The organism is Aneurinibacillus migulanus, assembly GCF_001274715.1.
In the GTDB taxonomy this organism is placed as follows: domain Bacteria; phylum Bacillota; class Bacilli; order Aneurinibacillales; family Aneurinibacillaceae; genus Aneurinibacillus; species Aneurinibacillus migulanus.
Genome location: NZ_LGUG01000004.1, coordinates 1514366 through 1536366, shown reverse-complemented (window position 1 = coordinate 1536366; position 22001 = coordinate 1514366). Strand labels below are relative to the sequence as shown.

At 45.3% G+C, this 22001-nt stretch carries 20 protein-coding genes; 6 read left to right on the top strand and 14 right to left on the bottom strand.

Features of this window, described 5'->3' with window-relative positions; all coding sequences use genetic code 11:
- Positions 1-145 precede the first annotated feature (145 nt).
- From speD to AF333_RS09275, 4 genes are all read right to left on the bottom strand, one after another.
- Complete coding sequence (speD, locus tag AF333_RS09290) at positions 146-547, bottom strand: adenosylmethionine decarboxylase (RefSeq protein ID WP_043066104.1); 402 nt, start codon at positions 545-547, stop codon at positions 146-148.
- Between the two features lie 182 nt (positions 548-729).
- A complete protein-coding gene (locus AF333_RS09285; RefSeq protein ID WP_043066105.1) occupies positions 730-1236 on the bottom strand; it encodes a DUF4446 family protein in 507 nt (168 codons plus the stop codon).
- Between the two features lie 259 nt (positions 1237-1495).
- On the bottom strand, positions 1496-2752 hold the full coding sequence (locus AF333_RS09280; RefSeq protein ID WP_043066106.1) for a M20 family metallo-hydrolase: 1257 nt from the start codon (positions 2750-2752) through the stop codon (positions 1496-1498).
- A 34-nt stretch (positions 2753-2786) separates the two neighbouring features.
- A complete protein-coding gene (locus tag AF333_RS09275; protein WP_043066193.1) occupies positions 2787-4292 on the bottom strand; it encodes a CoA-acylating methylmalonate-semialdehyde dehydrogenase in 1506 nt (501 codons plus the stop codon).
- Positions 4293-4436: 144 nt separating this feature from the next.
- On the opposite strand from AF333_RS09275, the gene AF333_RS09270 reads away from it, so the two are divergent.
- Positions 4437-6071 (top strand): PucR family transcriptional regulator, encoded by a 1635-nt coding sequence (locus AF333_RS09270; protein ID WP_043066107.1) that lies wholly within the window; start codon positions 4437-4439, stop codon positions 6069-6071.
- Positions 6072-6306: 235 nt separating this feature from the next.
- A complete protein-coding gene (locus AF333_RS09265; RefSeq protein WP_043066108.1) occupies positions 6307-7833 on the top strand; it encodes an NCS1 family nucleobase:cation symporter-1 in 1527 nt (508 codons plus the stop codon).
- Positions 7834-7977: 144 nt separating this feature from the next.
- On the opposite strand, the gene AF333_RS09260 is transcribed toward AF333_RS09265, so the two are convergent.
- The 5 genes from AF333_RS09260 to AF333_RS09240 form a co-directional block, all read right to left on the bottom strand.
- Positions 7978-8574 (bottom strand): hypothetical protein, encoded by a 597-nt coding sequence (locus tag AF333_RS09260; RefSeq protein WP_052520827.1) that lies wholly within the window; start codon positions 8572-8574, stop codon positions 7978-7980.
- 224 nt (positions 8575-8798) lie between these two features.
- Complete coding sequence (locus AF333_RS09255; protein ID WP_043066109.1) at positions 8799-9686, bottom strand: nitrilase-related carbon-nitrogen hydrolase; 888 nt, start codon at positions 9684-9686, stop codon at positions 8799-8801.
- A gap of 37 nt (positions 9687-9723) precedes the next feature.
- Positions 9724-11109, bottom strand: a complete 1386-nt coding sequence (hydA, locus tag AF333_RS09250) for a dihydropyrimidinase (RefSeq protein WP_043066110.1) — start codon at positions 11107-11109, stop codon at positions 9724-9726.
- Between the two features lie 65 nt (positions 11110-11174).
- Complete coding sequence (gene preA, locus AF333_RS09245) at positions 11175-12434, bottom strand: NAD-dependent dihydropyrimidine dehydrogenase subunit PreA (protein WP_043066111.1); 1260 nt, start codon at positions 12432-12434, stop codon at positions 11175-11177.
- A gap of 36 nt (positions 12435-12470) precedes the next feature.
- Positions 12471-13841, bottom strand: a complete 1371-nt coding sequence (locus tag AF333_RS09240; protein ID WP_139188854.1) for an NAD(P)-dependent oxidoreductase — start codon at positions 13839-13841, stop codon at positions 12471-12473.
- A 256-nt stretch (positions 13842-14097) separates the two neighbouring features.
- Here AF333_RS09240 and AF333_RS09235 point away from each other — a divergent pair, with 256 nt between their 5' ends.
- Both AF333_RS09235 and AF333_RS09230 read left to right on the top strand, forming a co-directional pair.
- Positions 14098-14622 carry a hypothetical protein gene (locus tag AF333_RS09235; protein ID WP_043066113.1) on the top strand — a complete coding sequence of 175 codons (525 nt, stop codon included), beginning with the start codon at positions 14098-14100 and terminating at the stop codon, positions 14620-14622.
- The gene (locus AF333_RS09230) at positions 14609-15016 is read left to right on the top strand and encodes a hypothetical protein (RefSeq protein WP_043066114.1); all 408 of its coding nucleotides are present in this window, start codon (positions 14609-14611) and stop codon (positions 15014-15016) included. The genes AF333_RS09235 and AF333_RS09230 overlap by 14 nt, the downstream gene beginning before the upstream one ends.
- Positions 15017-15035: 19 nt before the next feature.
- On the opposite strand, the gene AF333_RS09225 is transcribed toward AF333_RS09230, so the two are convergent.
- Together AF333_RS09225 and AF333_RS09220 are read right to left on the bottom strand one after the other, a co-directional pair.
- Positions 15036-16544: a leucyl aminopeptidase gene (locus tag AF333_RS09225; protein ID WP_043066115.1), complete on the bottom strand. Its 1509-nt coding sequence runs from the start codon at positions 16542-16544 to the stop codon at positions 15036-15038.
- Between the two features lie 124 nt (positions 16545-16668).
- Positions 16669-17268, bottom strand: a complete 600-nt coding sequence (locus AF333_RS09220) for a response regulator (protein ID WP_043066116.1) — start codon at positions 17266-17268, stop codon at positions 16669-16671.
- Positions 17269-17436: 168 nt separating this feature from the next.
- Here AF333_RS09220 and AF333_RS09215 point away from each other — a divergent pair, with 168 nt between their 5' ends.
- A complete protein-coding gene (locus AF333_RS09215; RefSeq protein WP_043066117.1) occupies positions 17437-18057 on the top strand; it encodes a YktB family protein in 621 nt (206 codons plus the stop codon).
- Positions 18058-18173: 116 nt separating this feature from the next.
- Here the strand turns inward: AF333_RS09215 and AF333_RS09210 are convergent, their stop codons facing one another.
- Complete coding sequence (locus tag AF333_RS09210) at positions 18174-19151, bottom strand: NAD(P)H-dependent flavin oxidoreductase (RefSeq protein ID WP_043066118.1); 978 nt, start codon at positions 19149-19151, stop codon at positions 18174-18176.
- A gap of 233 nt (positions 19152-19384) precedes the next feature.
- Between AF333_RS09210 and AF333_RS09205 the strand changes: the two genes are divergently transcribed.
- On the top strand, positions 19385-20854 hold the full coding sequence (locus AF333_RS09205) for an aminotransferase class I/II-fold pyridoxal phosphate-dependent enzyme (protein ID WP_043066119.1): 1470 nt from the start codon (positions 19385-19387) through the stop codon (positions 20852-20854).
- A 350-nt stretch (positions 20855-21204) separates the two neighbouring features.
- On the opposite strand, the gene AF333_RS31635 is transcribed toward AF333_RS09205, so the two are convergent.
- On the bottom strand, positions 21205-21321 hold the full coding sequence (locus tag AF333_RS31635) for a GapA-binding peptide SR1P (RefSeq protein WP_074714850.1): 117 nt from the start codon (positions 21319-21321) through the stop codon (positions 21205-21207).
- Between the two features lie 281 nt (positions 21322-21602).
- Positions 21603-21896, bottom strand: coding sequence for a DUF3055 domain-containing protein (locus tag AF333_RS09200; RefSeq protein WP_043066120.1), 294 nt, complete (start codon positions 21894-21896; stop codon positions 21603-21605).
- Positions 21897-22001 lie beyond the last annotated feature (105 nt).

Below are 22001 nucleotides of genomic sequence, written 5' to 3'. Positions count from 1 at the left end.
CCATAACCCAAATTTAGATCAATATATATACGCTTTCATCTTACCGTACATTCCCAAAAAAAAACAACCGTAGAAATCTCAAAAATTTCTATACTTTCCTAACAAAAAAAGAGAGGCTCTTTCGCCTCTCTTCCTTCTTATTTCGTTACGCTTGAATGTAGTTGCGGTTTACCTCAGGCGTAACGATTTCTAGTTCGCCGACACCGCGAATCAATTTTTTTACATAAAATTTCTCCGGTTGTAACACCGACACCATATAATCGATAGCAATTTGCGGATCTACTGTTTCCCCACATGTATAACAGTCAAGAGCAGCAAAACCTCGTTCAGGATACGTATGAATGGAGATATGGCTTTCCGAAAGCATCACAAGTACAGTAGCACCCTGTGGTTCAAATTGCTGAGCCTGTACAGACAACACCGTTGCACCGCACGCCTCCGCTGCTTCTACCATATGATTTTTCAAAAACTCCGCGCTATTCAGACGCTCAAATTCGACTCCCCATACATCAATCGCTACATGTCTGCCGAAAGTTGAATATTCCATCTTCCAGCTCCCCCTTCCTAGGATGAGTAGTGTAAACATCGCTAGGACCTACGTCATTCACCACGGGGGCGAGTGAGGGAAAAACATTCCCACCCTTTAAGTGAATCCTGGTTCCTAATTTTACGCAAACTTACTTAACGAACACTAAAGTAACACGAATACAGTAAACATGCAACACTTTTTTATTCGAGGTTTGCGTTATTTTTTACTGCCAACGCCAGTGCCTGCTTCTCTTCTTCCGACAGGGCGTAAGATGAAGTTCCATTCTCAATTGGCTTAGCATACACACGAGATTCATGACGGCCGTAAATGCTTGTCATCACCATACCGTTCTGATTATCATCGACTAGCGCCACAGAAAAACTCAAATCACTACCTTCGTTCTCAAACGCGGCAAAACGCAAAATGCCAAGCTTACCTTTTTGTCCTCTCACTTCCCTATGCATCGCCTCTGTCAAACGCTCCACTTCCTGACGAGACGCTTCGAGTGCATCCATCCGATTAAATACTTTTTCAAGCATTTGTTCCAGATTATCTTCGGACGTTCCTTGCGCCATTCGTCTAAATCGCTTCTTCAAACGGCCGAATTTCACACTTAGAACGATATTCCAGATAAAAAGTAGAAGAAACAAAAGCAGAAGAAGACCGAAAATGCCTGCGACGATTTCCTTCGTGAACCATACCTCCACGGCTGTACCATCCTTTCACTGCAATAAAGTAAAACTTCCATCAGTGGAGGTTTTCTTTCTCTCCCACTAATGATTAGCTGCACATATCACTGTCCATTGGATCAGGATAAATCCACAACGTATTTATTTTATATCAGATAACCTTATTATGACCACAGCGAATGTTGGGCTTTTTTACAAATTGGGTCTATTTTAACCAACAAAAAAACCGCCAACACAATAGTATCGGCGGAACTTTGCCATGCAAAACGGCGATAGGCTAAACGGAAGTGGAGATCATTTTGAGCGCGGTTTTATAGAGCACTTCCGTTCCCAAAGCAATATCTTCATATGTGGAGAATTCTTTCGGGTTATGACTCACCCCATCTTTGCAACGTACAAAAATCATTCCATAATCGCAAACATACGACATGGCGAGCGCATCATGAAACGGTCCGCTCATTAATTCTGGTGCGTCCACTCCCATCTCCGTACATGCTTCACGCATTTTTTCCATAATCTGTTCAGCACAATATCTCGGTTCGCTATTCGTATCTTCCCGTATTGTATATGCCAAACCATGCTCACCAGCAATTTCTTCTATCGCCTGGCGCAATTCAACTTCGTATTCATGACGACGTTCAATATCAATGTCACGCAAATCTACGGTAAATACGACCCGTTCCGGAATAATATTGCGCGAATCTGGGAATACCTGCAGGCTTCCGACAGTTCCTACCGTTGGATTCTCCGGGTAGCGCGATGCAATTTCATTCAACTTGACAATGACCTTAGCTGCTCCAAGCAGCCCATCCTGGCGCATGGACATAGGCACCGAACCCGCATGCCCAGCAAATCCGACCATTTCCACCGTGAGCCAAAGTGGTCCCGAAATGCCCGTCACGATACCGACAGGTCGATCCATCGCTTCAAGTATCGGCCCTTGTTCAATATGCAGTTCCAAATAGGCACCAATTGTACCTGCCTCATATTCTGACTCATGGAACCTTGAAGGGTCACAGCCGAAATCGATGAGTGCTTGCTTTCTTGTTACCCCATTCTTATCCTTGCGTCCAAGTTCTTCTGGTTCCAGTCTACCGAGAATGCCTCGTACACCGAACAATCCTTTATTAAAGCGGCATCCTTCTTCATCACAAAATGCTGCTACCTCGATCGGCATATCAGGAACGATCCCATTTTCCTTCATTGTTTGTACTACTTCTATGCCGCCCAACACTCCGATTGTGCCGTCGAAACGGCCGCCATACGGCTGAGAGTCGATATGCGAGCCGATCATCAAAACGGGAGCATCAGTTTTTTTTCCTTCCAACCGTCCGATAAGATTTCCGAAATGATCGATGCGTGCGGTCATTCCAGCTTCAGTCATCCACTGTTTCACTGTCTCTACGGCCTGTTTGTCCTCTTTAGACAGGGCGAGCCTACACACACCGGTTTCTTCAATTTGACCGATTTTCGCCAATTCGGCAATGCGCTTTTCCAATCGTTCGCTGCTTATATTCAGATGAAGAGTCGCCAATTGTCTTCCTTCTCCTCCCTATACCAGTATTGGTTTACTTTACAAAATCTCGTTTCTGGTCGATGGACGTTTCATCTCCTTTATACCAACGGGTCGTTACTACTTTTTTTCTCGTATAGAATTCTACTCCGTCTTTTCCGTTCGCATGCAAATCACCATAGAAAGAATTTTTCCACCCAGAAAACGGAAGAAAACTCATTGGAGCCGGCAAACCAATATTCACTCCAACCATGCCAGCCTCTACTCGCTGTATGAATTCCCTGGCGTATGCCCCGCTGTTCGTATAAACGCAAGCCCCGTTACCGAAGCGGGACCTACTTATCATCTCTATGCCTTCATCAAAGCTTCGGACTCGCATCATGCTAAGCACCGGCGCAAAAATTTCATCCTGGATGATACTCATATCCGGTTGAGCATAATCGAACACAGTTGGCCCGAGGAAATAGCCTTGCCCAATTTTCACTCCCTCTTCCCGACCGTCACGAATAAGTCGTGCCCCGCTCTCTTCCCCTTGTTGAATATAGCTGTGCGCCCGCTCTAATTGGCTCCTACGGATGACCGGTCCCATCTCATTGCTCCGATCATCTCCCGGTCCTACCCTCAGTCTATCTGAATACGTAACAAGTTTCTGGGCTAATTCGTCTGCAATCGCTTCATGGGCTACTACCACGCTGGCAGCCAGGCAACGCTCACCTGCACAGCCAAACGCGGAACTCACAAGAATTTCTGCTGTCTTGTCCAGGTCGGCATCCGGCATAACAAGGTGGTGATTTTTCGCACCTGCTAGCGCCTGTACACGCTTACCGTGTTTTGAAGCTGTCTTATAGATATATTCTGCGACCGGTTGGGAGCCAATAAAAGAAACGGCTTTGATACCGGGATGTTCAAGCAATCCGTTCACTGCATCATGTGCACCGTGCACAAGATTGAGGACCCCATCGGGTACACCCGCTTTTTGAGCTAATTCCACAACACGTACAGCGCTTAACGGCGTCTTCTCTGATGGCTTTAATACAAACGTATTACCGCAAGCAATTGCCAGTGGAAACATCCAAAGCGGAAGCATGCCCGGAAAATTGAACGGAGTAATACCCGCTACCACGCCGAGTGGAAACCGCACCATATGAGTATCGATACCTTTGGATACATTCGATAGATTATCTCCCATCATTAGCGTTGGAAGTCCACAGGCAAATTCGACCGACTCAAAGCCACGAAACAATTCTGCATACGCCTCGTGGTATGTTTTTCCATTTTCTTTCGTAATTAATTCCGCCAGTTCCTCTTGATGTTCAAGCAAAATGGCATGAAACTTAAACATCAGCTTGCTTCTTTCGCCAATCGGCGTCTCTTTCCATTCCTTAAACGCATGCTCGGCCGCCCTCACTGCCTGTGCAACATCCTCATGAGAAGAAAGAGGTGTTTTGGCAATGATTTCACCGGTGGCAGGATTAATTACTTCTTCGAACCGATCCGTTTGAGCATCAACCCAGCTCCCATTTATGCAATTTTTAAGCAAGGCGATTTCTACTTGTTTCATGTTCATTAACGCCTTCACTCCTTTTTTGATTGCTACATTTAATATTAATAATAATTCAGAAAATTTTCATTATACACGTTGTCTGATAATATACAGAGTAACTGGACGAAATGTATAATCAACTGATAGAAAGGAGCAGAAAGTATGCTCAGTATTGCAGAAGTATTACAACGACCTCTTTTCAAATGTGCCAGCATTGTTGCAGGACATAATGGCATAGGGCGTACCATTGGCTGGGTTCACATTGTCGATATCAAAAATGCGGGACTCTATATCAATAGAGATGATTTAATTTTATCTACTGGTCTTGGACTTGCCGGAACAAACGAAAAAGAGCGGGAAGACTATTTGCAAGAATTGATTCACCATGGAGTCGCTGGACTGTGCATCGAACTGGGTGATTACTTTTCACAGCTTCCATCCGATATGCTATCAGTCGCAAACCGCCATGACTTCCCTCTTATCGTCTTTACGGAACGTGTCCGGTTTGTTGAAATTACACAGGACATTCACTCGCTTCTCGTGAATAGTCAACTCGAAAGCCTACAAAATCTGGCCGCTTTCTCCCAGGATTTGCAACGAATTACGCTGCGTGCAACAGACGTGCGACCTATTGTATCTGCCCTGCATCGGCATACTTCACACCAGGTGGTATACTACTCTCCTTCCGGTGAAAGCTTATCTATACCAAACAGCAGTCTAGCAGAAGCCAAGAAAACTCTTACTTTATACAAGGAGGCGTTAACGAAAGACCCACTTTCTTCACAACAAGCGGGTGTATTGCAGTTGGATATGCGCCGTTTCATTCTGTCACAGCCTATTATCTCTCTCGGACAAACCGTTTCTTATATCGGGCTTGTAATAAGCGGGGAGAAAATCTCTGAGTCATTGTTGATGTCGCTCGACTATGCAGCAAAATCAGTAACGAACTTTTTACTTCGCTGCATGCTCTTGGAAGAAAAAAGGAGGGAAGGACAGGATCGCTTTTTGCGGGAACTACTCGAAGGTACGGTAACTGACGAAGAACAAGCACAGGAACAAATTGGCCCTTTCTTTCCCACCTCTGACCCATTTGCTTGTATAGCGGGCATTGCTACTTTGCACCATACCTTGCTTCGCTATGAAGGAGATAGCATAGAACCAAATGACGATATTATCTTGCTTGTTCGCTCGCTTCTCCAAAAGCAATCTCTACAAGCACTTCTTATGTTGGAAGGGACAAAATTATATATACTATGCCTATTCTCACGCAAATATGATACTGCTTTCATCAAAAAACGGTTACAAGCATTTATCGTTCAATTCGAGCAATCCTTACTGCATATGTTTGGTGGCGATACGCACATAACGATTGGATTCGGTCAGATAAAAACACGGATAATGGAAGGAAAAGAAAGCTTTGAAGAGGCGGAAGAAACACTGAAAATTAATCAAACGCTCTCAGGCCGTCCCTTCTACGAAGATCTCGGCATCTACCAGCTTGTCCCTAGATTTAATAGTAAAGAACGTATGAGTTCTTTTATTACGGGACACATTGGAGCTCTCCTGGAGTATGACAGGGATTATAATGCCCAGCTGCTCGAAACGCTGCGGGTCTACTTGAAGCATATGGGCTCCAAGCAATCAACGGCACAGGAACTATTCATTCATCGGCAAACATTGTATCATCGTTTAGAAAAGTGCCGAGATTTGCTTGGTGAAGATTATTTGACTCAGGACAAACGCCTTTGCATTGAAGCTGCTCTTTTATTCCATGAACTATTAAAAAAGAAGCAATGATAAATTATCTCACAATCTTTGTTTAAATTTTCAAAATATTTCGTTGACCACATGTAGACGAGTACTTATAATCAAATCTGAGGAATATATTTTTTTAGCAACAAAAAATATATTCCTATTTTTTTGATTCCAAAAAGAGTAGTGAAGGAGGTCTCCAATAAACTATTTGTCCTGTATATTCTCTCCTGTATTTTTATTTCTGTGTATTTTTTCATTTTCATAAAGGAGGAGAGCCATGAAAACTCAAATTGAAACAAACGGTATTGTAACGCTTGATCCGGAAGTTTCACAACAAATGGAAAACAGTCCGCTATGGAATGAGGATTTGCGTCCCACTACAACAGAAGAACATTCATGGAAAGGAATTAACTTCGCCGCTTTATGGGTCGGCATGTGTCTCTGTATTCCCACGTATACGATGGCGAGTGGAATGATTAGTCTGGGCATGAACTGGTATCAAGCAATCTTTACCATCTTCCTTGGTAATGTTATCGTGCTCATTCCCATTCTGCTTAACTCTCATGCCGGGACTAAGTTTGGGATTCCATATCCTGTGTTTGCCCGACTTTGGTTCGGTTCTAAGGGAGCGCATATTCCGGCAATGGCCCGGGCTATTGTAGGCGCCGGCTGGTTCGGCATCAATACATGGATCGGGGCCGGTGCGATCGATACGTTATTATCCGCTTCCTTTTCCTTCTGGCAAAGTGTTCCCTTCCATACCGCCATTGTATTTGCGTTATTCTGGGTATTAAACGTTGGTATTGCCTATAAAGGACCAGAAGCGATCAAATTACTCAGCATTATTGCAGCCCCCATATTGGCTCTCTCAGCAGTGATTCTTCTCGTCTGGGCGTTTACTTCAGCTGGCGGCTGGGGACCGATGCTGTCTGCACCTTCCAAGTTTAGCTCCACCGGTGAGTTCCTTAAATACTTTTTCCCTTCTTTAACTGGTGTTATCGCCTTTTGGGCTACTATGGCATTAAATATTCCAGATTTCTGTCGTTATGCAAAAAGTCAAAAGGCACAAGCTGTGGCTCAGAGCTTATCGCTTCCGTTTACGATGGGTGTATTCTCCTTTATCGGCATTGCTGTCACTTCCACCACGCTCGTTATTTTTGGCGAAGCCCTCTGGGACCCGGTACTTTTACTCGCCAAGTTTCCTCCGTTTATCATCTTTTTAGGAACGATTGTCATCGTTATTTCTTCCATTACTATTAATGTTGGGGCTAACGTTGTCGCACCAGCCCGTGCCGTTGAAAACCTGTATCCGCAGCGCCTTACTTTTGCGATGGGGGCTGTTATTACCGGTTTATTCGCACTCCTCATGCAACCTTGGTATATCATGTCCAACTTTGGAAACTACATCTTCGGGTGGCTAGGAACGTACGGAGCGCTCCTGGGGCCTATCGATGGAATCGCCATCGCTGATTACTGGCTCGTACGCCGTAGGCGGATGGCATTAAAAGAGCTGTACACACTTGATGGCCGTTATAATTACACATCCGGCTTCAATATGAACGGTGTGTACGCGCTTCTAATCGGTGTCGCCATTCCCATCTTGGGGCTATTTATTCCTTCACTTCGTTTCATGTGGGATAACGCCTGGACATTCGGCCTGTTTATTTCAATTTTCGCGTACGTTTATCTCATGAGAAATGACAAGAGCGTGTTAAGCAAAGAAGAATATGAGGCCATTACTGTATTCTCAGATGACACACCTACTTCCTCATCTACGTCTGATGCGGGAGCAGCCATAAAGTGAACCTATCGGATCTTTAGGGGAAGGTTGCCCTTCCTTCATTTCTCCAGGTCTTGAAGTGGCAGGATACTGTCCGTTAAAGCGGGATAAAATAGCGAACAATAAAAAACCTCCCTGGCACGCTGACATGCGGCCGGGGAGGTTCTTCTATTCCTGGACTGGCGTTTCTTCCGTATGCGCCTGATACTGATTCCGTAGATCGGCAAATGTACAGGACTGAATATCTCCGATATCATACACAAAATCCAATTGAACGGCGCTAATCTGTTCATCGGGCTTATAAGCAATATAATATGTCAACGTGTCGTCGATGTGATAAATGATTCCATCATAGCCGAGTTTCGTCACATATTCCCGAATAATATTTCCGGCCCAACGACTTAATCCTATGCTCGCTATCTCTTCAGCTTCTTCATCTATCGTCCCACTCGGGTATTTCCATGCTAACGCCAAGCTTCGTATCTCCTTCTCACCGAAACAACCGTCAAGTAACAGCGGATTCTGCAGACATAACGACTGGCGAATCACACTTCCTTTATCATTGTTTGCCTCTGCATGACAATACGCATATTCTGCAGCGACCGTATAATCGCTCACAAGATATACGCCTGACCCGAATACTGCTTTAATCTCAATATCATTCCAAAACTTTCTCTCTTCCGCAGCGAGGTACTTCTGGTTCCCGACCACTTCCATAGCTTCCGACAGACAGATTCCCCTATAGGCAACTACGTGCTCTACCATTTGCCGTTCTCCTCCTTCATATCAGAGTAAGAACACCTCACATTCCCTTCCTACCTGTATCTTTCTTTACGCGGAAGATGATGTACATCCCTGGAACAAGCTCCCACTATATCATTATGAAAATCTGAAAAAACTATAACACAAAATTCTTGTCTTCTCAATTTTATATTTTCTTACTCATTAAAAAAGGAAGGAAGCGGCAGCCGCTTCCTTCCTTTTTTAATTTAGAGTTGAGCAGAGAGATTCACATATGTTTCAGGACGTCTATCTCGGTAAAATTGCCACTGATCCCGCACGTTGTGTATGACATTCCGGTCCATAATTCCGATAATCACCTCATCCTTATCCCGACTACCCATCGCTACAAATTCACCTCGCGGGTTGACAAGGTAGCTTTGCCCGTAGAATTCGCCCATATTCCATGGTGCTTCAAAACCGACACGATTAATGGCCGCAACATAAAATCCGTTCGCAACTGCGTGAGCAGGCTGCTCTAGCTTCCACAAATACTCCGAGGTGCCTGCTACAGTTGCGGAAGGATTAAACACAATCTCTGCTCCATTAAGCCCTAAAAGACGTGCCCCTTCCGGGAAGTGCCTATCATAGCAAATATAGACACCGACCTTTGCATATTTCGTATCGAATACCGGATAATCCTCATTACCCGGTTTGAAATAATACTTCTCCCAAAAGCCTGTGCCTCCTTCGCCAGCTGCTACATGGGGAATGTGCTTTTTACGGTATTTTCCAAGGTACGTTCCATCTGCATCAATGACAGCGGCCGTATTATAATACACACCTTCTGCCGCTTTTTCGTAAATCGGCAACACGATAACCACATTGTTTTTCCTCGCAACTTCCTGGAAACGTTGTGTCGTTGGTCCGTCTGGAATCGGTTCGGCTGCCTCATACCATTTAACCGTCTGCTCAGCGCAGAAATATGGCCCGTAGAAAATTTCTTGCAAGCAGATAATCTGTGCCCCCTTGGCCACCGCCTCATCAATGAGGGCCATATGTTTGATGATTGCCTTTTCCTTATGCACTTCCACCGGTTCATCCCCGTGCACATCATGGCTTGCCTGAATTAGCCCAATTACAACTTCTTTAGACATCCTATTCCCTCCCTAAAATCAGCTACCATGATCCAGGTTAATATTGTCGAAATTGCTGCCTGCTTATATACTGTCCTCTTCCTTTTCTACCGTGAAATTGTTTACCTTTGACAAGTACCTCGCCCCTAGAAAGAACAACAACCGGCTCTCCTGTTACTTTCATTCCTTCAAACGGGTTATAATCTACGTTCATATGGTGGGTAGAAGCGGAAAGCGTACGTTCAATGTTCGGATTAAAAACGACGATGTCCGCGTCGCTTCCTACTGCAATCGTTCCTTTCTTCGGAAAGAGCCCGAATAATTTGGCGGCGTTTGTAGATACGGCATTCACAAACGTGTTTAATCCAATTCTTCCTTTATGCACACCTTCCGAATATAGAATGGAGAATCGGTCTTCAATGAGCGGGCCCCCGTTCGGAATTTTAGTGAAATCATCTTTTCCCAGATCTTTTTGCCCTTCAAAGTTAAAAGAGCATTGATCCGAGCCTACCGTTTGCAGGCTTCCGTTGCGCAGAGCTGCCCACAGCTCTTCCTGATTCCATTTCTCCCTAAGGGGAGGAGACCATACATATTTGGCACCTTCGAAATCGGATTTTTGCAAGTCGGTTACGTCAAGCACTAAATATTGCTGGCATGTTTCTCCCCATACTTTCAATCCTTGAGCACGCGCTTCCTTGATTTTATTCGCTGCAGATGCGCATGATACATGCACAACATAAATCGGTGCATCGGCAAGCGCAGCCATTGCAATGGCTCTTCCCGTTGCCTCTGCTTCCACTTCCGGAGGACGGGTTACTGCATGATAATAAGGGGATGTATTACCTTGTTGCAGCGCTTTTTGTACGAGCAAATCAATAACATCTCCGTTTTCTGCGTGAACCTGAACGAGCGCCCCGAGTTCTTTGGCCTTTGTGAGCGTTTGAAAAAGCGTACCGTCATCGACCTGGAATACGTTTTTATAAGCCATAAACAGCTTTAAAGAAGTAATTCCCTGTTCCTGAACAATGGCTGGCAACTCATTGAGCACATTATCATTCATTTCGCTAATCATCAGGTGAAAACTATAGTCGATCATAGCTTTTCCGTCCGCTTTTTTATGCCACATATCCACTGCTTCTTTTAGTGGTTTGCCTTTTTGCGTAAGACAGAAATCTACGATTGTTGTCGTACCACCAAAAGCAGCAGCACGAGTGCCTGTTTCAAAATCGTCCGCTGTTACCGTTCCGCCGAATGGCATATCCAGATGTGTATGAGGGTCGATGCCGCCCGGAAATACATAGCACCCTTTGGCATCAATAATTTCTGCCTCGGCCTTTTCAATCGTATCGGCAATGGAGACAATTTTTTCTCCTTCAATCAAAATATCCGCTTCATATATATCCGAACCGGTAACGACGGTTCCCCCTTTAATTATTTTCGCCATTCGTTTTCCCCCTTTTTTATCCCAGTCCAAGGGTCAATAAGCCCCCTGCTGTTGGAAGCTTTACTTTATTGCGCCGAGTTCATCAAGGCTGTATGTTCTCTCCATGTAAGCGGTGGCTGCTCGCTTGCCACTTCTACCATCGTAATACAATCCTCTATCGGGCAGACAATCGAGCACAAATTGCATCCTACGCAATCTTCTTCCCGTACGACCAGCTTTTCACGACCATTCTCCATCTGTACAATATCAATGCATTGGTGGGACGTATCTTCGCAAGCAATATGGCATCGATTGCAGTTAATACAGGATTGTTCATCAATGCGTGCCACCACTTTATAATTAAGGTTCAAGTTCCCCCATTCGGAATAGCGAGGCACCGACTTCCCTACAATATCCATAACTGATTCGATACCTCGTTCATCAAGATAATTACTCAGCCCTTCGATCATATCCTCTACGATTCTAAAGCCGTACAACATGGCGGCAGTACACACCTGGATACCAGACGAGCCCATCAGCATAAACTCTACGACATCACGCCAGTTCGAAATGCCGCCAATACCTGAAATCGGTAAGTTAACCTGTGGATCACGTGCACATTCAGCTACCATATTCAATGCAATTGGCTTTACCGCAGGTCCGCAATAGCCGCCGTGTGCCCCTTTCCCGTCTACATGGGGAATTGGATTCCATGTATCGATATCAACTCCCATCAAACTATTAATTGTATTAATCATACTAATAGCGTCTGCTCCGCCCTGTTTGGCTGCCCGTGCCGTATACCGAATGTCCGTAATATTTGGCGTCAACTTTATGATGACCGGGGTTTGCGCTACCTCTTTCACCCACTCGGTCTGTTGTTGTACGAGTTCGGGCTGCTGCCCAACTGCAGCTCCCATGCCGCGCTCCGCCATGCCGTGCGGACAGCCAAAATTCAGCTCCAGACCATCCACTCCGATGTCTTCCACCGCCTTAACCAATTCATGCCATTTCTCACGGTTCGGCTCCATCATCAAAGAAGCGATAAGTGCATGGTTAGGAAACTTCTTTTTCACTTCCTTCATTTCTTTCAAGTTGACTTCAAGCGGTCTGTCAGTAATCAACTCAATATTATTAAATCCGACGGTTTGCCCGTTGTATTTCAAACCTGCAAAGCGAGACGTCACGTTAATAATGGGATCGCCTAGTGTTTTCCATACGGCTCCGCCCCATCCCGCCTCAAACGCTCTCTCTACCTGATAGCCTGTGTTGGTAGGCGGTGCTGAAGCGAGCCAGAATGGGTTAGGCGCCTGAATTCCTCCCAGGTTTATCCGTAAATCAGCCATAGAAATACCCCCTTGGATTTCATAGATTACTGTTTTTTATGCCAAGGCTTCTGTTTGAGTAGACATATATGCCTTATGAATACCATACGCCGCTTTTTTGCCTTGTTCAGCCGCATCAACTACCATGGCTTCAGCATTTCCCAGACCAAAAATACAATCGCCGGCAGCAAAAATTTTCGGATTGGACGTTTGGTTGTTCTCATTAACTTTAATCACGCCGCGAACATGCTCCAATCCAAATGATTGAATGAGCGGTAGCAGCTTATTTTGACCAATCGCCTTAATTACACTATCAACCTCGACCGTAAACTCTGAGCCTTCCACTTTCACTGGATGCGGTCGACCCGATGCATCCGGTTCACCAAGTTCCATGCGTACGCATTCAAGCGCTTTTACTTTCCCATTCCCATCTCCTACAATGCGGACAGGGGTTACCAGCCATCTGAATTCGACTCCTTCTTGCTTGGCGAACTCGTACTCGAAATCATAAGCTGTCATCTCATTTTCCGTACGGCGATACATCATGGTCACTTGTTCTGCTCCAAGACGGCGCGAACAGGTAGCTGCATCGATCGCCGTGTTTCCCGCACCAATAACAACGACCTTTTTGCCGACCGAAAGCGTTTCAAGTGGTTTGGTTTTTGTATCTTCTACGAGCTGAATCGCATCGTAAACACCATCCAGCTCTTCTCCTTCAATTCCTAAATCCGGTACATTGCCAAGCCCTACAGCCAGCACAACATAATCGTATCCGTTTATAATCTCCCTCACCTGAATATCCTTTCCGATCGTCATGTTGGTAAGAATGGTGACGCCTAGCTTCTCGACTTGTTCTACTTCCCATAGAGCGATCTGCTGGGGCAAACGGAACGATACGATTCCATACGTATTCAGGCCCCCTGCCTGCGCTTTTGATTCATATACAGTTACCTGATAACCAAGCCGGGCCAGTTCTCTGGCCGCAGACAGTCCTGCAGGGCCGCCCCCGACTATCGCTGCGGTTTTTCCGTTACCCTCACCTTTATGGAATAAAGTCACCTCGTTCTTCATCGCCCAATCTGTAGCATAGCGCTGTAATTGGCCGATCATAATCGGCGAAGAGGCGTGATTGAGCACGCAGGCTCCTTCGCAAAGCTCAGAAGTAGGACAAACTCGCGCACAGCTTGCACCTACCGGATTTGCTTCCATAATGACACGGGCAGAGCCCTTCATATTTCCGGAAGCGATTTTCTTGATGAACGAAGGAATATTGATGCCGGTCGGACAAGCTTTAATACAGGGCGCATCATAACAATAAAGACAACGGTTCGCCTCATCGGTTGCATCCTTTTCCCGCAATCCGGGAATGAACTCTTGAAAGTTTTTCTTGAGTTTTTCGACGGGAATAAAAACCTGTTGATTCACTATGCTCTCCTCCTTGGCGAAAATGGTTTGTATTATAGTTAAAATTTTCAGAACTTTATATTAATATTATTATACAAAAAAATAATTATTAACATTTTTAATTGCTAATATAAATATTTTTACTGAATAGACTGAATTGAATGTTTTATCTCGTCTCAAATGGGAAATAAGGTTGAGGGAATGATAAACTTTGATAAAATAAAGAAGGAAAGAGCCCCATATTTCCAGAATACCGGCATGCGCGAAAGGATACAGAAGAATGGAATTAGAAGTTCGTGTCAAACATTTAAGACAAGAAATTAAGGAAAAACAAGCTCTGCTTGCAGACCTAGAAGAAAAATTAATCGAATATAAAAGCCAGCAGGAACAGAGAAAATACTATGTATCTTCTAAAGAAATCATCGATTATATAGAGCACCGTTCTGGAAAGCTCATCAATATGTCAACCATTAAGCGCTGGGCAGACGAAGGATATCTCGGCGAAGTGAGTGATGAGCGCGAACAATTCTGGGCTTTAAAAACCAAACAGGGAAAAAAACGGAATCTATATAAGAAAGCGATAGTGTTCTCTTTCTTATATACTAGAGGATACCTCTTCCCTTATTACGATATATTGGATGAGGTGCTGTATTCTACGGAAACTACTTCTTTTTCCGCTATAGTAACCGATATTCGTATGGAGAACGGACAATTTCTATACAAAATCCAGTTACCTGATTACACAATCATCGATGATGTTAACGAGGAGCAATTGAAAGGTGCGGAGCGCGATGGTAAGTATTGAAATCAAAAACACAAATAATAATATTTTGATTGCAAGAAAAATAAGAGATGCAAACAAAGATTCAGCAGACGGATTCAATCTGAAATTTACGGAAGATAACAGCATGATCGTTATGGAGGGGGAAAAGTTAACCATCCCAGACAAGGCGCTTCTAACAGGCGAAATGAAAGTGAACGGAATGATTAAACCTCTGTCGGATGGATTTGAAATTCTGGATGAAGAAAAAGGGAAGACCGTAAACTTACACCTTGATGCTGAATTAGTGAAGGAAATCAACGTCATCCGCAGCTACGTAAAAAGCAAGACGCAGCATGACGTATTGCTGGAGCTATTCAAAAAAGGACTGGAGCAATACAAAAAAGAAAAGGATACAGAACAAAAAAGAAGCGACTAATAAGCCGCTTCTTCTTCATTTATTTTCCACCAAAACGAATCGCAAGCTGAATCAACGTACGAACCGCTACACCGGTAGCGCCAGCCGGATTGTGGCCCTTGTCCTTATCTGTCACAGCTGTTCCTGCAATGTCGAGATGCACCCACGGTGTATCCTCCGCAAATGCACCAATAAAAATGCCGCCCTGAATACAGCCAGCCGGTCGTCCGGCATCATTCTTGATATCGGCGATCTCACTCTTAATATATTCTTGGTACTCTTCGAAGTTCGGTAACTCCCATACTCTTTCTCCGGCGATACGTGCCGCAGATTTTACTTCTTCAAGCCATTCTGCATTGTTCGTAATCATACCGGTAGCCGCGTGGCCAAGGGCAGAAACGACAGAACCTGTTAGCGTTGCCACGTCAACCAGCTTGGTTGCACCCTGATGCTTGGCGTACGCTACGCCATCCGCCAAAATGAGGCGCCCTTCAGCATCCGTATGTACGATTTCAATCGTCTTGCCAGAGAACGAGGTAATGACATCCGCCGGCTTCAAGTTGTTGCCAGCAATCATATTCTCGCATGTAGGAATAACGGCAATCACGTTAACATGTGGCTGTAAGGCACCTATGCCGTCCATAGCAGCAATAACCGCCGCTGCACCAGCCATATCCGTCTTCATCTCACCCATACCTTCATCCGGCTTAACCTGAATGCCTCCCGTATCAAACGTGATCCCTTTACCTACATAACCAAGCACTTCCTTGCTGTCAGATGCACCATTGTATTTTATTACGACCATCTTAGGTTCATTCGTGCTTGCCTGTCCGACACCGAGCAGCGCTCCCATGCCGAGTTCTTCGAGCTCGGCCTTGTTTAACACTTTTACCTCCATATTTCGGCGATGGGCAACTTCCCGCGCCCGCTCTGCCAGAATGGCTGGTGTCATCTTATTGCCAGGCTCGTTAACCAAATCACGTGCCAAATTGGTTGCGTATGCTGCCGAATCTGCTCTCTCAAGACCTGCCTGAATCGCGCTCTGCTCTAAGTCTTCACTTACAACGAGAATAAACTCTTCAATGACAGAAGGCTGCTCTTCACGCTTCTTGTAGCCAGAGAATGTGTATGTCCCAAGCTCCACGCCCTCCACTACGCCCTGAACGATGTCGACAGGGTTCCAAAATCGCTTCTCTACATAGTAGTTGGAAACACCGAATGTAACGTTTTTAATGCCCCTCTTTTGTGCATAACGTGCAGCGGAGCCAATAGCGTCACGCACTTTGGCAGCTGTAAGTTCTTTTTCTTTGCCGAGCCCCAGAATGAGCGTGCGCTTGGCAGGAATTTTGCCCCAGTTATGCAGAAGGGTAACCTCCCCGAAGGTTCCACGGATTTCTTTCTCCGCAATAAGCTGTGATATGCGGTGTTCAAGAGCCGTATCAACACTTTTGGCATACCCCTTCACCGTATCCTGGTCTTCGCAATACGTAACGATAAGACAATCTGTGGCAATCGAAGAAATTGTTTCCGTTGAAATTTTTACTTTCATGGTCTACCTCCGCAAGTGAAAATGTTTCCCCTGTTAGTATGCGATATCATAACACAAAAAAGCACACTTCGGGTGAAGTATGCTCTACATATTCTCCATATCGAAAGCGGTTTCCTTCTTTTTGCTACACTTCAAGCATAATCATTTCATGATGGAGCTTGGCAAGCTTCTCCTTGCAAGCTTCCACCGTCTTCATCTCTCCCGCTTCCATCGCTTCATACAATACGGCAAGCTCATAATCGATTTCACTCGTGAGAACCGGAATCCGCTCCTCGGCATCATGACGACGCAACGCCTCCATTACTTCTTCCATAGAGACAGAGCATTCCTTTTCAAAAATAACTTCTTTGGAAGCACCCGAGATTTTGATAATTTGTTCTGCTTCTCCATAGCGAATCTTCTGGACGACAAGTTGTCCACCAGTAAACATTTTAATGACCGCATGGCCTTTAGCCTGCTCGATAAAATGCTGTAAAATTTTTTCGAAACGCGGATCTGATGTATTATAATGGCGATCGCGTAAGCGGTAACGCGCACCTACTTTACGAAATGTAAGCCAATGGCTTTCTTCTTCAGTCTGGACGGAGAGGGTAAAATACTTCTTCGTTTCTTTCCATGCAACCCGCATGCCCGCTTCAATGATTCGTGCGACCAGTTCCTGTACCTGTTCCTTATTAAACCATAGGGCCACGTCGCTATACTCAATCTGCTCAAACGCATGCATTGCTACCCCTCCATTCGCGGAATTTTTAGAATATTTATTTTTGTTATTATCATTTTATCGTACATTTTTTGTAAACGCAACTTGTTTTTATTGTTAGTCTAGACTGTTAACAATGTATGCAGCATGTGATACGATGAGAACAGATTTTTTACAAGGAGGAAATCGGTTATGAATTGCCTTACGGAACAAGACTTCGCCGTATTTTCCGTACCCGGACTCGAAGCACGCATGGATGCCCTCAAAGAAACACTCCGTCCCAAATTGGACATGCTGGGGCAGGAACTCACTCCCTTCCTTTCCGCGGAAACAGGCGACGAGATGTTCTACCATGTTGCCAAACACGCACGGCGCACCGTTCACCCACCGAAAGATACATGGGTAGCATGGGCAAGCAACAAGCGTGGCTATAAGATGCTGCCACATTTCCAGGTGGGACTTTGGGAAACACACCTGTTCATCTGGTTCGCCATTATTTATGAATCACCGGTAAAACCACTGTTTGCAGAACGCTTGGAACAGGAGTGGGAAACATTGCGAGAAGCAATCCCGAAACATTTCGTCTGGTCGTTCGACCATACCAAACCAGATACATTCCCTCACAGCGGAATGGACGACGAGAAAGTAAACGAACTTATACATAAGCTCAAGCATGTTAAAAAATCGGAAGTGCTCTGTGGCATAACACTTAGTCGCGAACAGGCCGCCACAATGTCTGCGGAAGAGCTACTGAAGACGGTGGAAGAGACCTTCGACACGCTGCTTCCTTTATACCGACTTTCACATGCCTAGAGCTTAAGAAAAACTCGCGTGCTGTGCCACGCGAGTTTTTCAAGCGATACGGTCGAAAGAAAGAGCCGGAGCTAATAAATTTCCATGCTTGTTTTCTATGCCACTAAGAATTGTTATCATCCATGGACTTTTGCGCCGAAGATCGCCTCCATACGTTTTCGCCCTTCTTCCGCCTCTGCTATCATGCTGTCAAATAACGCTTGCACCGTTGGCACATCTTTAATGAGACCGATTACCTGTCCAGCCCATCCGTAGCCAGCTTCCTCGCTGCCATCATAAATGTATGCTCGATTCGCCCGACCGCTAATCATATCTTTCAAATCTTCATAAGTCGCACCATCTTGCTCCCGTTCAATAATATCGAGTGCATGGGCCGTCTTCAACACGCGACCTGGTGCGCCTAGCGTACGCTTGATAATAACCGTATCCGTCTCTTTACTGTTAACAATTGCCTGCTTATATGCTTCACTCGCATGCACACATTCCTGGGTAGCAATGAACCGGGTTCCCATCTCGATGCCTTCTGCTCCAAGTGCAAGCGCTGCCAATAGACCGCGACCGTCCCCGATGCCTCCGCTCGCCAGCACTGGAATCGATACGGATTCCACTACTCTAGGAATGAGTACCATCGTTCCGATATCTTCACGACCTAGATGACCGCCACCTTCTTGTCCGACAGCCATCACTGCGTCTGCGCCCAGCTCCGCCGCCTTTTGCGCTTGACGTACTCCGGCCACAAGCACAAGCGTGCGAATGTTCTCCCCTTTTATCCGTTCAAAAATCGGCTTCGGATTCCCTCCGGTAATGGAGATGGCCGGCACTTTTTCTTCAATGGCTACATCCAATAACTCCTCATACGGTCTGCCATGCTGCCCGATAGCAAAATTCACGCCGAATGGCTTATCGGTTAATGTACGAACTTTACGGATTTCTTCCCGCACTTTCTCCGGCGTGCCTAGCGTCATCGCTGTAATTTGCCCCAGTCCTCCTGCATTAGAGACCGCCGCAGCCAGCTCGGCATATGCCAGATAGGCAAGCCCTCCTTGAACGATTGGATATCGAATGCCAAAAATCTCAGTTACACGTGTTTTCATATGGCTTCTTCCTCTCCTTATTAAGTTCTCTATCGTTGTTTATTCGCTCCTAAACAGGCAAATTCCTTTTTCCAACTCTTTGAAACAGTTAGAATAAAAAAACAAGCAATAATTTCGCTCCTGGACAAGAGAATGATTTCAATCGGAAAAGCATTTTGATATACTCTATATGTTTGCAACGAATAACCGCAGCGCAGTAGGCGGCATCACATATAGAAATGGGGAATGCTCACATGGATCAATCAAAAACCCCCCTGTTCACAGGACTTTTAGAACATGCACGTCGCAATCCAATTCCATTCCATATTCCGGGGCATAAGAAAGGAAGCGGAATGCTACCAGAGTTCCGTGACTTTATCGGACAGAATGCACTATCCATCGATTTGATTAACATTGCCCCGCTCGATGACCTGCATCATCCGAAAGGGATGATTAAAGAAGCACAGGATTTAGCTGCAGAGGCATTCGGCGCCGATTATACGTTCTTCTCTGTTCAAGGAACGAGCGGAGCCATTATGACAATGATAATGGCCGTAGTCGGACCGGGAGACAAGATCATTATTCCGCGAAATGTGCACAAGTCCATCCTTTCAGCTATTATTTTTGCCGGAGCCATTCCAATTTTTGTGCATCCGGTTATGGACCTTGATTTAGGAATTGCACACGGAATTACGACAGAATCAGTACAAAAGGCGCTGGAACAGCATCCGACCGCCAAAGCAGTACTCGTCATTAATCCAACTTACTTCGGTATTGCTGCCAATCTGAAGGAAATTGTCGATTTGGTACACGAATATGGCATCCCTGTGCTTGTCGATGAAGCACATGGCGTACACATCCACTTTCATAATGATATGCCGCTTTCCGCTATGCAGGCTGGTGCCGATATGGCCGCGACTAGTGTACACAAGCTGGGTGGGTCCATGACGCAAAGCTCTGTTCTGAATGTACGCGAAGGTCTTGTATCAGCCAATCGTGTTAAATCAGTCATTAGCATGCTAACAACTACGTCCACCTCTTACCTGCTACTGGCTTCTCTGGATGCGGCACGTCGTCAACTGGTGGAACGCGGTCGGGACATGATGAATAAAGTGTTGGAGTTGGCGGCATATGCACGGGATGAGATCAACGGTATCACCGGCTTGCGCTGTGTTGGTCAAGAAATCCTCGGCAGTGCGGCGACATACGATATGGACCCTTCCAAGCTAATCATTCAGGTACGTGGCATTGGGCTAACTGGACATCAGGTGGAAGTATGGCTACGCGATAAGTATAATATCGAGGTTGAGCTAAGCGATTTGTATAACATTTTGTGTATCATTACACCGGGCGACTCCATCTTGACGGTATCGACACTCGTACAAGCACTTCGGGAATTAGCCCGCATCCAGATGGGCAAAGATTCAATGAAGCCACTCACGGTGCATTTGCCGAAGATTCCGGCTCTGTCTCTTTCGCCGCGTGAAGCGTTTTACTCCGAAACAGAGATTGTACCCATTCGCGAAGCATCCGGACGGATTGTGGCCGAGTTCATTATGGTTTACCCCCCAGGTATTCCTATTGTGCTTCCAGGCGAAGTGCTAACACAGGATAATATTGACTATATTCTTACGAACCTTGAAGCCGGTCTCCCGGTACAGGGACCGGAAGATGAATCCATTCAAACGATCAAAGTTATTAAACGTGCTCAAGCGATAAAGTGAAACTTCTCGCAGGGGGGGCTTCACCTCCCACTGCGTGTTAGTTGAACCTATCGGACCTTTAGGGGCAGTTTATCCCACGCCTACACGTCCATCATTCCTCCATGCCTTACAGCAGGGGGATTACTGCCCCTTAAGGCGGGATAAAGTGAAACTTCTCGCAGGGGGGCTTCACCTCCCACTGCGTGTTAGTTGAACCTATCGGACCTTTAGGGGCAGTTTATCCCACGCCTACACGTCCATCATTCCTCCATGCCTTACAGCAGGGGGATTACTGCCCCTTAAGGCAGGATAAAGTGAAACTTCTCGTATAAATAAAATGAACCCCCTGCAAAAGAGGCAGGGGGTTCATTTTATTTATCTTCTTCACAAGACGGACAGCCACAGGAAGATGCATAGAGCACTTCCACTTTTTCATGCTCATAATGCTCAATGATTTGATCGCAATGCTGACATACGATAGTTCCCATAAATAGTCCCTCCATTCAATATGTCCATGTCATTTAAGGATGTTCATTCATCAATCACGGTCATAATATGTTATGTTATTAATATAATATGTCATACTAATAACGTCAATAGGTTTTATTAAAAAGTGGCATCCAACTACATGGGAAATTTGATAACGTCTACTCATGTTTATATCAAGAGTGCTGATTTATACAATAAAAAGACCTCCTGGAAAAATCCAGGAGGTCTGGCTATACATTTTATTTACGTACAGGTTTACATTTAGTCTTACAGGCAGACGCTAATATTGTGGCAAGCCATGATTAGTATGCGGCAGCTGGCCTTGTAGGAACGTGGAAAGTTCACGCGCCTCCTCATCTTCATTAATAGCGAATTTCTTTTTCAATACGTCGATGTTCTTGGCATCTTCTGCACAAAGCAAAGAAGAACGTCCTGTCTGCATGCAAATTACCAGAGGCTTTCCAAAAAATTGATTCGTGTAAACGAGCCCGAAATCGTAGCGGGCATTCTCGGATGCAAAGCCGACAAAATTCACTTTCGTCGTCTCTGATGTGTCATAAAGGCGCTCGAACATATTTTTAGAACCCCTCCTTTGAATTTGCTTAAATTTACTGCCTTTTTTCTATTTTATCAAAAAAAATTAAACTGGCAATATAGTTTGAAAAAACAGGAAAATAGA

What these genes read in the sequence shown, in the direction of transcription:
- preA (WP_043066111.1), bottom strand. Translation starts at nt 12,434, where the DNA reads ATGGCTGATTTACGGATAAACCTGGGAGGAATTCAGGCGCCTAACCCA.
- AF333_RS09205 (WP_043066119.1), top strand. Translation starts at nt 19,385, where the DNA reads ATGGATCAATCAAAAACCCCCCTGTTCACAGGACTTTTAGAACATGCA.
- hydA (WP_043066110.1), bottom strand. Translation starts at nt 11,109, where the DNA reads ATGGCGAAAATAATTAAAGGGGGAACCGTCGTTACCGGTTCGGATATA.
- AF333_RS09230 (WP_043066114.1), top strand. Translation starts at nt 14,609, where the DNA reads ATGGTAAGTATTGAAATCAAAAACACAAATAATAATATTTTGATTGCA.
- AF333_RS09200 (WP_043066120.1), bottom strand. Translation starts at nt 21,896, where the DNA reads ATGTTCGAGCGCCTTTATGACACATCAGAGACGACGAAAGTGAATTTT.
- AF333_RS09260 (WP_052520827.1), bottom strand. Translation starts at nt 8,574, where the DNA reads ATGGTAGAGCACGTAGTTGCCTATAGGGGAATCTGTCTGTCGGAAGCT.
- AF333_RS09275 (WP_043066193.1), bottom strand. Translation starts at nt 4,292, where the DNA reads ATGAAACAAGTAGAAATCGCCTTGCTTAAAAATTGCATAAATGGGAGC.
- AF333_RS31635 (WP_074714850.1), bottom strand. Translation starts at nt 21,321, where the DNA reads ATGGGAACTATCGTATGTCAGCATTGCGATCAAATCATTGAGCATTAT.
- AF333_RS09255 (WP_043066109.1), bottom strand. Translation starts at nt 9,686, where the DNA reads ATGTCTAAAGAAGTTGTAATTGGGCTAATTCAGGCAAGCCATGATGTG.
- AF333_RS09220 (WP_043066116.1), bottom strand. Translation starts at nt 17,268, where the DNA reads ATGCATGCGTTTGAGCAGATTGAGTATAGCGACGTGGCCCTATGGTTT.
- AF333_RS09210 (WP_043066118.1), bottom strand. Translation starts at nt 19,151, where the DNA reads ATGAAAACACGTGTAACTGAGATTTTTGGCATTCGATATCCAATCGTT.
- AF333_RS09235 (WP_043066113.1), top strand. Translation starts at nt 14,098, where the DNA reads ATGGAATTAGAAGTTCGTGTCAAACATTTAAGACAAGAAATTAAGGAA.
- speD (WP_043066104.1), bottom strand. Translation starts at nt 547, where the DNA reads ATGGAATATTCAACTTTCGGCAGACATGTAGCGATTGATGTATGGGGA.
- AF333_RS09270 (WP_043066107.1), top strand. Translation starts at nt 4,437, where the DNA reads ATGCTCAGTATTGCAGAAGTATTACAACGACCTCTTTTCAAATGTGCC.
- AF333_RS09225 (WP_043066115.1), bottom strand. Translation starts at nt 16,544, where the DNA reads ATGAAAGTAAAAATTTCAACGGAAACAATTTCTTCGATTGCCACAGAT.
- AF333_RS09265 (WP_043066108.1), top strand. Translation starts at nt 6,307, where the DNA reads ATGAAAACTCAAATTGAAACAAACGGTATTGTAACGCTTGATCCGGAA.
- AF333_RS09215 (WP_043066117.1), top strand. Translation starts at nt 17,437, where the DNA reads ATGAATTGCCTTACGGAACAAGACTTCGCCGTATTTTCCGTACCCGGA.